Raw genomic sequence first — 12517 nt, 5'->3', positions numbered from 1 at the left:
GAGGATGGCGCGGCAAAAGAGGTTCCGGAAGCCGACCCCGATCGGGCTACGACTCGCCATCGTCGGCGTCGTCGGGCAGGGAGATGAGGTTCTCACGGCCGATCCGGAGCTTGTCGATCCGCCCCTCCTCTGCCATCGCCGACAGCAACTGCGAGACCTTCGCGTCCGACCACCCCATCTCGTCGACGATCGTCGCCTGCTTCATCCGGCCGTCGTTGCGTTCGAGCAGCCGCTCGATCCGTTCCTCGTCGGAGAGCAGCGAGGGATCGACGTCCGCCTCGTCGTCGCTATCGGCACCGTCACCCGTAGCCCCGGTGGCCGCGTCGGGGTCGGCACCGTTTCCGTCGGCGTCGGGCGGGCTCGGGGGTGCCGGGGCGTCCCCGGGGCTTGCCGGCCCGTTCCCCGCGGCGTCGCCCCCGGGGCGTCGGCGGAGCGTCCACACCCCGGCCGCGACGGCGACGACCGCGACGAGGCCGATCCCCGCCAGGAGTTCGATCGGGAGCCGGTCGGTCGGGCCGACGGAGGTGTAGGTGATCCGGAGCGCCGAGTCGCCCTCGAAGTCCGACGGTTCGGCCAGCACGACCGCGCTCTTACGCTGCTGGACCGGGATGGACGTGCTCGTCACGGTGTAGCCGTCCGGTGGACGGATCCGGATCGCCTGGCTCTCGTCGAATATCGACAGCCAGGTGCGCTGTCGGTCCTCCGCGGCGCTGGGGAGCCTGAACGCGTCGTCGAGCACCAGCGTCCCGTTCTCGCCCGCCCGCAGGAAATTGCTCCACCGGAAGGTGAGCGCGAGCGTGCCGCGGTCGCCGGATTCCGCGACCGAGGAGTGGTAGGTGACGTTCCCGATCGACATCTCCCGGCCGGTGGCTTCGCTCGCCCGCCGCTGGAGCGTCTCGAAGAGCACGGCGTCGGGGCCGACGTCGGCCTCGCCCGACTCGTACCGGTCGGCGACCGTCCGGAACGCCTCGGTCTCGTTTTCGCTTTCGAGGGCGTAGCGCGCCTCGATCCGCCAGAACGCGCTCCGGTCCTCGCGGAGCGAAATCTCGACGGCGGTGGTCGGTTCGCCCGTGCCGGCGTCGTCGGTCTGGAAGGAAACGACCCCGCCGTCGAGAACGGGAGCGTCGACCGCGGCCGCCGGGTCGACGCCGCCGCCCGCGTCGGCAGCGGGAGCCGCGGCGAGCGCCGAGGCTGGCGCGACGGCGGCGACCACGAGGAGGAGGGCGAGCCACGGCGCGGGCGTCCGCATTTGCTGGCAGTGCTCGTGGGACGCTCAAAACGCTTTCCATCGGCGGGATCGGCGCCCTCGCGCGGGCCGAGAATGTGGCGTTTTATTACAATCCCGGCGCTACGCTCCCGGTATGCGTGCCCTCGCTCCCACGGTCGCTCTCCTCGTGGTCCTCTCGGGGGTCGCGGTCGCGGTGCCGTCCGCCGCCGGGCCCGACGCCCGCGGCGACGCGTCGCGGGCCGACCCCGCCGCGGCCACACCGACCCCCGAACCGGCGCTACCGACGCCCGGCGGCCGGGCGCAGGTCGACTCCGAACCGCCGGCCGGGACCGCCGCCGAGCCCAACGTCCTCGCTATCCCGCCGGACGCAACGACCCGGAGCAGCGTCGAACTCGAAGCGGTCGAGCTCGGAAGCGGGCTCGCCTTCGAGTCGTCGACAACCGAGATGCGGCTGTCGACCGGGACGGTCCTCCGCCGCATCGACTCCGCGGAGTCCGACGAGCGCCGCCAGCAGCTGCTGTTACAGGAGGTCAGCGCGATCGAACAGCGGGTGATCTCCCTCCGCGCCCGCCAGCGGGGGGCGATCGAGGCGTACGCCGACGGGGAGCGCACCCCGCGGCGCCTCCTGTATGAACTCGCCGAGATCGACGCGGAGGCGCGGGAACTCGAGGACCGCCGCGAGCGGCTCGAAGCGGCAGTCGAATCGACTCCGGGCTTTGCCATCCCCGCCTCCCGGTTCGGGAACATCGAACTGGAGCTGAACACGCTCACCGGTCCCGTCCGCGGACACGCCGCGGCGGTGCTGACCGGCGAGGCCGACTCGACGCGGTTCTTCGTTCAGACCGGCCCCAACAGCGTCGTGCTCGGGATCCTCCGCGACGGCACCTACGTGCGTGAAGCGTACCGCGGGCCGCTCCGCGCGGGCGACGACGGCGAGTTCAGCCTCTCGGACGCGGTGAACGTCACCGAGCGGGCCTACCCCACGATCGCGGCCGACCGCCTCCGCGACGACACCCTGGGGAACCCCGGAAGCGAGAGCACACGGGTCACCATCGAACACCGCCGCGGCCGGCTGGTGGCGTTCGTCGACAGCGGGAGCCAGCAGGTGTTCAAGGAGTTCCAGTTCCGCCCGCTCGACCGGGTGACCCCGGGATCGTCGGCCTCGGCGACGCGTGACGGCCTGAACCTGACCGCACACCGAACGTACCCCGGCGGGCCGACCCGGATCCAGCTCAACAGCACCGAGGACGGGGAGCCGGTGGACGCCCAGATCACCGTCGGCCCGCCCGGCGGCCGGAGTTCGGTGGTCGGACGGACGGGCGCCGACGGGTCGCTGTGGACCATCGCGCCGAACGGCACCTACCAGGTGACCGCGATCGACGGGAGCTCGGTGGTCGTGCTCTCGGTCGATCCGACGCCGCCGCCGTCGGTCTACGGGCCGGCGGACGGGGAGTCCGGCAACGGGACGGAAACCGCGACGACGACCACGGTCGGGTGACCACGCCGAAGATTCATCCCCGATGGGGCGGCCAGACCCGCCGTGACGGAACGCGGAACGGCCCCAGTAGTCGGCGTCGTCGTCCTGCTCGCGGCCGGTCTCGCGCTCGGCGGCGTGGTCGCGGCCGGCGCGGAGGCGGTGGCGACGGCGACGGGCCAGGAACTCGGCGGCGGGACCGACGCCCCGGCGTCGATCGCGGTCTCGCTTGCTGTCGACGGCGACACGATCGCCGTGACCCACCAGGCGGGGCCGGCGCTCGACGTCTCGCGGGTTCGGCTCCGTATCGCGGTCGACGGGACGCCGCTCGCCCACCAGCCGCCGGTGCCGTTCTTCGCGGCCGAGGGGTTCCGAGCCGGCCCGACCGGCCCGTTCAACGTCGCGAGCGACGGGCCCTGGCGGCCGGGCGAGACCGGTGCCGTGAGGATCGCGGGGACGAACCGTCCCGAGGTCGAGCCGGGGCGGACGGTCTCTGTGACGGTCTACGTCGGCGACGAGCGGGTGGCGACGGTCCGGGGGACCGCGGGGTAGTCACGCCTCCGCGTCGACCTCGCTGTCCGGGGCATCGTCGGCGTCCCCGGCTGCCGCGTTCGCGGCGACGGCGCCGTCCGCCTCGTCGGCGGCTGGAGCCCGCGCGATGGTCGTGATCGCCCGCGGCGTGCCCGGGGCGTTCTGCTGGATGTGGTGTTCGATGTCGACGAAGCCCGCCTTCTCGAACATCCGCTGGGCCTCCGACTCGTCGTAGAACAGCATAATCGCGTCGGCGAGCCGCTGGAACAGGGGGTTGTCGGGGTAGTCCGGGCCCACGACGAGGACGCGGCCGCCGGGTTTGACCACCCGTCGGAACTCGGCGAGCGCGTCGACCGGGTTGGGCCAGTACTCGATCGACCCCGACGACCAGACCTTGTCGAAGGCGTCGTCCGCGAAGGGGAGCCGCTCGGCGTCGCCGCGGTAGAAGCGGACCCGATCGCGGGTGCCGAACTTCGCGAAGGCCTTCTCCATCTGGTGGCGGCTCTGGTCGAGCCCGTGGACGTCGTCGGTGTACTGGAGCAGCCCCTCGGTGGCAAAGCCGGTGCCGCACCCCACGTCGAGAACGCGGTCGTCGGCCTCGATCGCGAACCACTCCAGGGCGTCGTCGCGCATCGCTTCGGTCCAGATGAACTGGTTGATCCGGTCGTACACCTTCGAGAGGTACTTGTAGAACAGCCGCGCGTTGGCCTTGTCTTCGAGGACACCCATTGGCGGCGGTAACGGACGCAACGCAAATAACGGTGCGGATCCGGACGGCGAAACCGGCTGGTGAGGCGTCGTTCGCCGGGGCGTTCCGCAAACACCTTATACGCCGTTGCGTAATGCTTCAGTGATACGAATATGCCGAGACCAGAGGTTCTCGAACGGATCAAGGCGGCCGAGTCCGACGCCGACGAGATCATCGCGGAGGCCGAAGCCGACCGCGACGAACGGATCGAGGCGGCTCGACGGGAGGCCGATGAGATCCGCGAGGAGGCCGAGGCCGAGGCCGACGAGTACGAGGCCGAGCGCCTCGAGGAAGCCCGCGCGGAGATCGAGTCCGAACGCGAGCGGGTGCTCGCGGAGGGCGCCGAGGAGCGGGAGGAACTGATCGCGTCGGCCGAGGAGAACACCGACGAGGCGGTCGAGTACACCATCGAACGGTTCGAGGAGGCGGTACATGCTCAGACCTGAACGGATGAGCAAGGTCTCGGTGACGGGATCGAAAGCGGTGATGGAGGCGGTCGTCGAGACCGTCCACGACCTGAACCTGCTGCACGTCACCGAGTACGACGGCTCCTGGGAGGGCTTCGACCCCGGCGATCCGGCCGCGGGCGCCGAGGAGTCCTCCGAGCGGCTGGTGACCGTCCGTGCCCTCGAGAGCATCCTCGATCTCGACGCCGAGGACGCGGGACCGACCCGGATCGTCACCGACGAGGCGCTCGACGAGGAACTCGAGGAGATACGCACGCGGGTCAACGACCTCGACGACCGCCGACAGGAGCTGGAATCCGAGATCCGGTCGATCGAGGACGAACTCGAAGCCATCGAACCGTTCGTCGACCTCGGCATCGACCTCGACCTGCTGTCTGGGTACGACACCCTCGACGTCGCCGTCGGGACGGGCGACCGCGAGGCGGTCGAACGTGCCCTCGACGACGACGCGATCGACGCCTACGAGACGTTCGCGGGCGACGAGACGCTCGGCATCTTCGCACGGCCGGCGGCCGACGCCGGCGGCGACGTTCTCGACGACGCCCTTGTCGGCGCGGAGTTCACCGCCGCCGAGATCCCCGACGCCGAGGGGAGCCCCGACGAGTACGTCGCGGAGTTAGAACACGAGCGCGAACGCCTGGAGTCCGAACTCGAAACCGTCGACGCCGAACTCGAATCCGAGAAGAAGGAGGCCGCCGGGTTCCTGCTGGCGGCCGAGGAGAAACTCTCGATCGACGTCCAGCGGACCGAGGCGCCGCTGTCGTTTGCGACGACCGACAACGCGTTCATCGCCGAGGGGTGGATCCCCAGCGACGAGTACCTGGAGTTCGAGGCCGCGATCGCCGAGGCGGTCGGCGACCGGGTCGAGGTCGAGGAACTGGAACGCGCCCGGTTCTCGAAGGACGGCACCGACCACGTCCGCGAGGACGTGCCCGCCGACCCCGGCGGGTCCGGCGGCGAACTCGGGTCGCCGACGGCCGCCGACGGCGGGGGCGAGGAGGCCCGCGCCGACGGCGGAAGCGCGGTCGTGATGGCCGACGACGAGCCGCCCACCGTCCAGGACAACCCGGACGTGGTCAAGCCGTTCGAGGTGCTGGTCCGGGCGGTCAGCCGGCCGAGCTACCGGGAGTTCGACCCCACGATCGTGCTGTTTCTGACCTTCCCCGCGTTCTTCGGGTTCATGATCGGCGATCTGGGGTACGGGATCGTCTACTCGGCGATCGGCTACGTCATCTACAGCAACTTCGCCGACCGGCCGGCGATCCGGAGTATGGGCGGTATCACGATCGCGGCCGGGATCTTCACCGCGGTCTTCGGGATCCTCTACGGCGAACTGTTCGGCCTCCACGTGATCTCGACGTACCTCTGGGAGGGCGTCGTCGGGCTCGCTCACGCCCCGATCGAGAAGGGACTCTCGCCCGCCGGCGTCGACTGGGCGCGCGGCTGGCTGGTTGTCAGCGTTCTGGTGGGGATCTTCCATCTCAACGTGGCGTGGGTCTTCGGGTTCATCGAGGACCTGGAACTGCACGACCTCGAACACGCGATCTACGAGAACGGCTCGTGGTTGCTGATGGTGAACGGGCTGTGGGTGTGGGTCTTCAGCGACGCGCTCCGCGGCACCGTTCCCGACTTCATCTTCACCACCTTCGCCGCGGACGGGGTACTCCCGCTGGGGTTCAGTGGATTCCCCGCGATGGAGCTTTTCACCATCCCGGGGCTCGGTCCGATCACGCTCCCGCTCGTGGTCTTCCTGATCGGACTCGTCGTCCTCGCGGTCGGTGAGCCGATCGAGGCCGTCGAGTTCCTGAACGTCCTCGTGAACGTACTGTCGTACACCCGGATCGCCGCGGTACTGCTCGCGAAGGCGGGGATGGCGTTCACCGTCAACCTCCTGTTCTTCGGGGTGTACGTCACCGAAAGCGGCGCAAACGCCGAGTACCACTTCGGGCTGGGGAAGATGCCCGAGGTCGGCTCGATGTACCACGGCCACGAGGTGACCGAGATCATGTTCGGCGGGTTGGTCCACGGCTCCGCCGCAACGATCCTCGCCGGCATCGTGGTGCTCGTGTTGGGGCACCTGCTCGTGCTCGCCTTGGGCGTCACGAGCGCCGGCCTGCAGGCGGTCCGTCTCGAGTACGTCGAGTTCTTCAACAAGTTCTTCGACGGCGGCGGCCGCGAGTACGAACCGTTCGGCTACGACCGGCAGTTCACCACCGAGGACTGATACGGATTATTGTAGTCAATTGCCGGTCATCGCTGACCCCGTCTCCGGCGATGACCGGTAATTAGTTACAATAATCCGTATGAGCCGAACTGCCGGCGTCGGTCCGTCGCTGTTCTCGCCCGTTCGAGCGACGGGTACGCTCCGGTATCCTGACTACGGAAGGTCCGAACACGGCGGGTCGGGGAGCCGACCAGCGAGCGTCCTCACGGGAGTCCGATCGGGATGTGAACGGCACACGTAATTTGGCTCCCCCAAAACGGGCGAAGATCACCGAGTTCGGACCGTTTCGCCCCGTTCCGTCGAGTTAGTTTGGGAAGCTTTATGGGACGTACCGGCCCAACTACGGGTGTTCGGAGACGATCATCGAATCAGACTTTCCCACAATGCTCGAAACACTCCTACAGCAGACAGAGGCAGCCGCCCCGGCTATTGAACCATCCGCCGCCGCCGCGCTTGCGGTCGGCCTCGCGGCTTTCGGTGCGGGCTATGCGGAGCGCGGAATCGGTGCCGCAGCGATGGGCGCGATCGCCGAGGACAACGACCTCTTCGTTACCGGTCTGATCATGACCGTCCTGCCGGAGACGCTCGTCATCCTCGCGCTCGTCGTCATCTTCCTGGTCTAACGCCGACCCCTTCCATCAATGAGTTTGGACAACGTCGTCTCGGACATCCGGGACGAGGCCCACGCGCGTGCGGAGGAAATACGTAAGGAGGGCGAACGCCGCGCCGAGGAGATCATCGAGGCCGCCGAGACCGACGCCGAGGAGCTCCTCGACGCGCGGGAGGAGAAGGTCGAACGACAGATCGAACAGGAACGCGAGCAGGCGCTTTCGAGCGCCAAACTCGAAGCCAAACAGGAGCGGCTCGAAGCCCGCCGCGACGTCCTCCAGGACGTCAGAGCCCGGGTCGAGGAGGAACTCCGCACCCTCCCCGAGGGGAAGCGCGAGGAGCTGACGCGGACGCTGCTCGAGGAGGCCGCCGCGGAGTTCGACGGCGGGGAGTCGGTCGCTGTCTACGGCCGCGCCGACGACGCCGACCTGCTCGAAGACCTCGTCGCCGAGCACGACGGGGTCGAGTACGGTGGCGAGCACGACTGTCTCGGGGGCGTCGTCGTCGACAGCGACGACTCCCGTGTCCGGGTGAACAACACTTTCGACTCGGTGCTCGACGACGTCTGGGAGGACAACCTCAAGGACGTCAGCGGCATACTGTTCGACCAATGAGTACCGCCGGCGGCTCCAACCCGGAGTACGTGACGGCCCGCGTCGGGGCGCGAAAGAGCGCGCTCTACGGCGACGAGGAGTACCGCAAGCTGATCCGGATGGGTCCCTCGGAGATCGCCCGGTTCATGGAGGAGTCCGACTACGAGGACGAGGTCAACGCCCTCGGCGCGCGACACTCCGGCGTCGACCTCATCGAGTACGCCCTCAACCGGAACCTCGCAAAGCAGTTCGACGACCTCCTCCGGTGGGCGGACGGTCGGCTCTACGACCTGATCGCGCGGTACCTCCGGAAGTTCGACGCCTGGAACGTCAAAACCGTCGTCCGTGGGCTCTACTCCGGCGCCGACCGCGACGACATCGAGGACGACCTCATCCGGGCGGGGGAGTTCGACGAGGAACTCGTCGATTCGCTGCTCGACGCGCCGAGCATCGAGGAGGTCGTCGATCGCCTCTCGGGGACCATCTTCGGCCCCGACCTAGCGGCTGCGTACGACGACTACGAGTCCACCGACGTTCTGGTCCCCCTGGAGAACGCGATCGACCGGACGTACTACGATCACCTCCTCGGGGGGCTCGTCGTCGACGAGGCCACCGAACAGTACCGCGAGTTCCTGGAAGCCGAGATCGACTTCCGGAACGCCCGGAACGCGCTCCGCCTGGCACAGAGCGGCGCGGACATCGACCCCGCGGAGTACTACATCGACGGCGGGTCGCTTTTCACCGCCGCGGAGCTCGCGACGCTTGCGACGAACCGCGAGGAACTGGTGGCGGCGATCCGGGAGTCGAAGTACGGTGACGACCTCTCGGCGGCGCTGGACGAACTCGAGGACGCCGAGAGTCTCATCCGGTTCGAGCGCGCGCTCGACGCCGCCCTGCTCGAGTACACAAACACCCTGGGCCACGTGTTCCCGCTGTCGATCACCCCGGTCGCGTCGTACATCCTCGCGAAGGAGCGCGAGGTCGACAACATCCGGGCGATCGCGCGGGGTCGCGAGGCCGGGCTCTCGGAGGAACAGATCGAGGAGGAGCTGGTGATCCTATGAGCCAGGAGATCGCCGTCGTCGGGAGTCCGGAGTTCACCACGGGGTTCCGCCTCGCGGGCGTCCGGAAGTTCAAGACCGTCGCCGACGACGACAAGGACGAACAGCTAGACGAGGCCGTCGCGGGCGTGTTCGAGGACGACGACGTCGGCATCGTGGTGATGCACGACGACGACCTGGAGCATCTCTCCCGCGACGTCCGCGAGACCGCCGAGACCAGCATCGAACCCACGCTCGTCACCCTCGGCGGCGGCGCGGGCGCCGGCGGCCTCCGCGACCAGATCAAACGCGCCATCGGCATCGATCTGATGGATGAAGACTAACACATGAGCCAGACAGCACAGACCGTCCGGGAGGACGGCACAATCGCGAGCGTGAGTGGTCCCGTCGTGACCGCCCGCGATCTCGACGCCAGGATGAACGACGTCGTCTACGTGGGCGAGGAAGGCCTGATGGGCGAAGTCATCGAGATCGAAGAGGACATCACGACGCTGCAAGTGTACGAGGAGACCTCCGGGGTCAGCCCCGGCGGCCCCGTCGAGAACACCGGCGAGCCGCTGAGCGTCGACCTCGGGCCCGGCCTGCTCGACACCATCTACGACGGCGTCCAGCGCCCGCTGGACATCTTAGAGGACAAGATGGGCAGTCCGTACCTCAGCCGTGGCGTCGACGCGCCGGGGATCGAACTCGACACGGAATGGGAGTTCGACCCCGAGGTCGAGGAAGGCGACGAGGTCGGCCGCGGGGACGTGATCGGCGTCGTCGAGGAGACGGTCACCATCGACCACAAGGTGATGGTGCCGCCGGACGCCCTCGAGGAGGACGAGACCGCAGAGGTCGTCTCCATCGAGGCCGGCGAGTTCACCGTCGAGGAGACGGTGGCGGAACTCGATTCCGGCGTCGAGATCCAGATGCGCCAGGAGTGGCCGGTGCGGGAGCCCCGCCCCACGGTGGAAAAGAAGACGCCGACGACGCCGCTCGTCTCGGGCCAGCGCATCCTCGATGGGCTGTTCCCGATCGCGAAGGGCGGGACGGCGGCGATCCCCGGGCCGTTCGGCTCGGGGAAGACCGTCACGCAGCACCAGCTCGCAAAGTACGCCGACGCCGACATCATCATCTACGTCGGCTGCGGCGAGCGCGGCAACGAGATGACAGAGGTCATCGACGACTTCCCCGAACTCGAGGACCCCTCGACGGGGAACCCGCTCATGGCCCGGACGTCTTTGATCGCCAACACGTCGAACATGCCCGTGGCGGCGCGTGAATCCTGCGTCTACACCGGGATCACCATCGCGGAGTTCTACCGCGATATGGGCTACGACGTGGCCCTCATGGCCGACTCCACCTCGCGGTGGGCCGAGGCGATGCGGGAGATCTCCTCTCGACTGGAGGAGATGCCCGGCGAGGAGGGGTACCCCGCGTACCTCGCGGCCCGGCTGGCACAGTTCTACGAGCGGGCCGGCTACTTCGAGAACGTCAACGGCACCGAGGGATCGGTGTCGGCCATCGGCGCGGTGTCGCCGCCCGGCGGCGACTTCTCGGAGCCGGTGACCCAGAACACCCTGCGCATCGTGAAGACGTTCTGGGCGCTGGACGCCGACCTGGCGGAACGGCGGCACTTCCCGTCGATCAACTGGAACGAGTCGTACTCGCTGTACAAGGATCAGCTCGACCCGTGGTTCCAAGCGGAGGTCGCCGACGACTGGCCCGAGCGGCGCCAGTGGGCGGTCGACGTCCTCGACGAGGAGGCGGAACTCCAAGAGATCGTCCAGTTGGTCGGCAAGGACGCGCTGCCGGAGGACCAGCAGTTGACCCTTGAAGTCGCACGGTACCTGCGTGAGGCGTACCTCCAGCAGAACGCGTTCCACCCGGTCGACACCTACTGTCCGCCGGAGAAGACGTACCTGATGTTGACGACGATCCAGAAATTCAACGACGAGGCGTTCGACGCGCTCGACGCGGGCGTGCCGGTCGACGAGATCATCGACATCGAGGCGCTGCCCCGGATCAACCGGATCGGCGTCCAGGAGGATTACGAGGCGTACGTCGAGGAACTGAAAGCCGACATCGAAGAGCAGATCCGGAGTCTCTACTAACAATGAGCAAACAGTATCAGACCATCACGGAGATCAGCGGACCGCTGGTGTTCGCCGAGGTCGACGAGGCGATCGGCTACGACGAGATCGTCAAGATCCATACCCAGCAGGGCGAGACCCTCCGCGGCCAGGTGCTCGAATCCTCCGAAGGCGTCGTTGCGATCCAGGTCTTCGAGGGTACCTCGGGGATCGACCAGGAGGCATCGATCGAATTCGAGGGCGAGACCATGAAGATGCCGGTCACCGAGGACCTGCTCGGACGGGTGCTCGACGGCTCCGGCCGACCGATCGACGACGGCCCGGAGATCGTGCCCGAGGAACGGCAGGACATCGTCGGCGCGGCGATCAACCCCTACTCCCGGGAGTACCCCGAGGAGTTCATCGAGACTGGCGTCTCCGCCATCGACGGGATGAACACCCTGGTGCGCGGCCAGAAGCTCCCGATCTTCTCGAGTTCGGGACAGCCCCACAGCGAACTCGCGATGCAGATCGCCCGACAGGCCAGCGTGCCCGAGGAGGAAGACGCCGGCGAGGACGACGAGGGCTCGGAGTTCGCCGTCATCTTCGGCGCGATGGGAATCACCGCCGAGGAGGCAAACGAGTTCATGGAGGACTTCGAGCGGACCGGCGCCCTCGAGCGCTCGGTGGTCTTCATGAACCTCGCGGACGACCCCGCAGTCGAGCGGATGGTCACCCCGCGGATGGTGCTCACCACCGCGGAGTACCTCGCCTTCGAGAAGGGGTATCACGTCCTCGTGATCCTGACGGATATGACCAACTACTGCGAGGCGCTCCGGGAGATCGGAGCGGCCCGCGAGGAGGTCCCCGGCCGGCGTGGCTACCCCGGGTACATGTACACCGACTTAGCGCAGCTCTACGAGCGCGCGGGTCGGATCAAGGGTCGTGAGGGGTCGGTCACACAGATCCCGATCCTCACGATGCCCGGCGACGACGACACCCACCCGATCCCGGACCTGACCGGGTACATCACCGAGGGGCAGATCTACGTCGATCCCGACCTCAACAGCCAGGGGCTGGAACCGCCGGTGAACGTCCTCCCCAGCCTCTCGCGGCTGATGGACGACGGGATCGGCGAGGGGCTCACCCGCGCGGACCACGCCGACGTCTCCGACCAGATGTACGCCGCGTACGCGGAGGGTGAGGACCTCCGCGACCTCGTGAACATCGTCGGTCGGGAGGCGCTGTCGGAACGCGACAACAAGTATCTCGACTTCGCCGACCGCTTCGAGCAGGAGTTCGTCGACCAGGGCTTCGACACCGACCGCGACCTCGAGGAGACCCTCTCGATCGGGTGGGACCTCCTCTCGATGCTCCCGAAGGAGGAACTCAACCGCGTCGACGAGGAGTTCATCGAGGCGTACTACCGCGAGGACGCCGACGCGGAGACCGAGGCGGAAGCGACCGCCGACTGACGGCCGAACGCCCCCTTTTCCGCGGATCCGAACGCCGGAGCCGACGCGCCGAA

General features: G+C 68.2%; 12 protein-coding genes. 10 read left to right on the top strand and 2 right to left on the bottom strand.

Translation table 11 applies throughout. The features are described from left to right. Positions 1 to 46 precede the first annotated feature (46 nt). Positions 47 to 1249, bottom strand: coding sequence for a helix-turn-helix transcriptional regulator (locus H5V44_RS12825; RefSeq protein WP_185193526.1), 1203 nt, complete (start codon positions 1247 to 1249; stop codon positions 47 to 49). Between the two features lie 112 nt (positions 1250 to 1361). Here H5V44_RS12825 and H5V44_RS12820 point away from each other — a divergent pair, with 112 nt between their 5' ends. Together H5V44_RS12820 and H5V44_RS12815 are read left to right on the top strand one after the other, a co-directional pair. Next, the gene (locus H5V44_RS12820) at positions 1362 to 2726 is read left to right on the top strand and encodes a DUF7096 domain-containing protein (RefSeq protein WP_185193525.1); all 1365 of its coding nucleotides are present in this window, start codon (positions 1362 to 1364) and stop codon (positions 2724 to 2726) included. A 42-nt stretch (positions 2727 to 2768) separates the two neighbouring features. Beyond that, positions 2769 to 3254: a type IV pilin gene (locus H5V44_RS12815; protein WP_185193524.1), complete on the top strand. Its 486-nt coding sequence runs from the start codon at positions 2769 to 2771 to the stop codon at positions 3252 to 3254. Here H5V44_RS12815 and H5V44_RS12810 read toward each other — a convergent pair whose 3' ends face one another. Beyond that, positions 3255 to 3962: a methyltransferase domain-containing protein gene (locus H5V44_RS12810; RefSeq protein WP_185193523.1), complete on the bottom strand. Its 708-nt coding sequence runs from the start codon at positions 3960 to 3962 to the stop codon at positions 3255 to 3257. A 132-nt stretch (positions 3963 to 4094) separates the two neighbouring features. Here H5V44_RS12810 and ahaH point away from each other — a divergent pair, with 132 nt between their 5' ends. From ahaH to H5V44_RS12770, 8 genes are all read left to right on the top strand, one after another. Beyond that, a complete protein-coding gene (ahaH, locus tag H5V44_RS12805) occupies positions 4095 to 4427 on the top strand; it encodes an ATP synthase archaeal subunit H (protein WP_185193522.1) in 333 nt (110 codons plus the stop codon). Further along, a complete protein-coding gene (locus H5V44_RS12800; RefSeq protein ID WP_185193521.1) occupies positions 4414 to 6672 on the top strand; it encodes a V-type ATP synthase subunit I in 2259 nt (752 codons plus the stop codon). Before ahaH ends, H5V44_RS12800 begins: the two co-directional genes overlap by 14 nt. A gap of 383 nt (positions 6673 to 7055) precedes the next feature. Then, positions 7056 to 7295, top strand: coding sequence for a hypothetical protein (locus H5V44_RS12795; RefSeq protein WP_185193520.1), 240 nt, complete (start codon positions 7056 to 7058; stop codon positions 7293 to 7295). Between the two features lie 18 nt (positions 7296 to 7313). Then, the gene (locus H5V44_RS12790; RefSeq protein ID WP_185193519.1) at positions 7314 to 7895 is read left to right on the top strand and encodes a V-type ATP synthase subunit E; all 582 of its coding nucleotides are present in this window, start codon (positions 7314 to 7316) and stop codon (positions 7893 to 7895) included. Beyond that, on the top strand, positions 7892 to 8938 hold the full coding sequence (locus tag H5V44_RS12785) for a V-type ATP synthase subunit C (protein WP_185193518.1): 1047 nt from the start codon (positions 7892 to 7894) through the stop codon (positions 8936 to 8938). Before H5V44_RS12790 ends, H5V44_RS12785 begins: the two co-directional genes overlap by 4 nt. Then, on the top strand, positions 8935 to 9258 hold the full coding sequence (locus tag H5V44_RS12780; RefSeq protein WP_185193517.1) for a V-type ATP synthase subunit F: 324 nt from the start codon (positions 8935 to 8937) through the stop codon (positions 9256 to 9258). The genes H5V44_RS12785 and H5V44_RS12780 overlap by 4 nt, the downstream gene beginning before the upstream one ends. A gap of 3 nt (positions 9259 to 9261) precedes the next feature. Then, positions 9262 to 11031, top strand: coding sequence for an ATP synthase subunit A (locus tag H5V44_RS12775; RefSeq protein ID WP_185193516.1), 1770 nt, complete (start codon positions 9262 to 9264; stop codon positions 11029 to 11031). Between the two features lie 2 nt (positions 11032 to 11033). After that, positions 11034 to 12464: a V-type ATP synthase subunit B gene (locus H5V44_RS12770; protein ID WP_185193515.1), complete on the top strand. Its 1431-nt coding sequence runs from the start codon at positions 11034 to 11036 to the stop codon at positions 12462 to 12464. Positions 12465 to 12517 lie beyond the last annotated feature (53 nt).

Origin of the sequence: Halobellus ruber (genome assembly GCF_014212355.1) — an archaeon.
Lineage (GTDB): Archaea > Halobacteriota > Halobacteria > Halobacteriales > Haloferacaceae > Haloquadratum > Haloquadratum rubrum.
The sequence above is the reverse complement of the archived record's forward strand: the minus strand, read 5'-3'. Positions and strand labels throughout refer to the sequence as shown.

Bases quoted from the DNA above. Each gene is read 5' to 3' on its own strand.
- H5V44_RS12825 (WP_185193526.1), bottom strand. From the start codon at position 1,249: ATGCGGACGCCCGCGCCGTGGCTCGCCCTCCTCCTCGTGGTCGCCGCC.
- H5V44_RS12820 (WP_185193525.1), top strand. From the start codon at position 1,362: ATGCGTGCCCTCGCTCCCACGGTCGCTCTCCTCGTGGTCCTCTCGGGG.
- H5V44_RS12810 (WP_185193523.1), bottom strand. From the start codon at position 3,962: ATGGGTGTCCTCGAAGACAAGGCCAACGCGCGGCTGTTCTACAAGTAC.
- ahaH (WP_185193522.1), top strand. From the start codon at position 4,095: ATGCCGAGACCAGAGGTTCTCGAACGGATCAAGGCGGCCGAGTCCGAC.
- H5V44_RS12800 (WP_185193521.1), top strand. From the start codon at position 4,414: ATGCTCAGACCTGAACGGATGAGCAAGGTCTCGGTGACGGGATCGAAA.
- H5V44_RS12795 (WP_185193520.1), top strand. From the start codon at position 7,056: ATGCTCGAAACACTCCTACAGCAGACAGAGGCAGCCGCCCCGGCTATT.
- H5V44_RS12790 (WP_185193519.1), top strand. From the start codon at position 7,314: ATGAGTTTGGACAACGTCGTCTCGGACATCCGGGACGAGGCCCACGCG.
- H5V44_RS12785 (WP_185193518.1), top strand. From the start codon at position 7,892: ATGAGTACCGCCGGCGGCTCCAACCCGGAGTACGTGACGGCCCGCGTC.
- H5V44_RS12780 (WP_185193517.1), top strand. From the start codon at position 8,935: ATGAGCCAGGAGATCGCCGTCGTCGGGAGTCCGGAGTTCACCACGGGG.
- H5V44_RS12775 (WP_185193516.1), top strand. From the start codon at position 9,262: ATGAGCCAGACAGCACAGACCGTCCGGGAGGACGGCACAATCGCGAGC.
- H5V44_RS12770 (WP_185193515.1), top strand. From the start codon at position 11,034: ATGAGCAAACAGTATCAGACCATCACGGAGATCAGCGGACCGCTGGTG.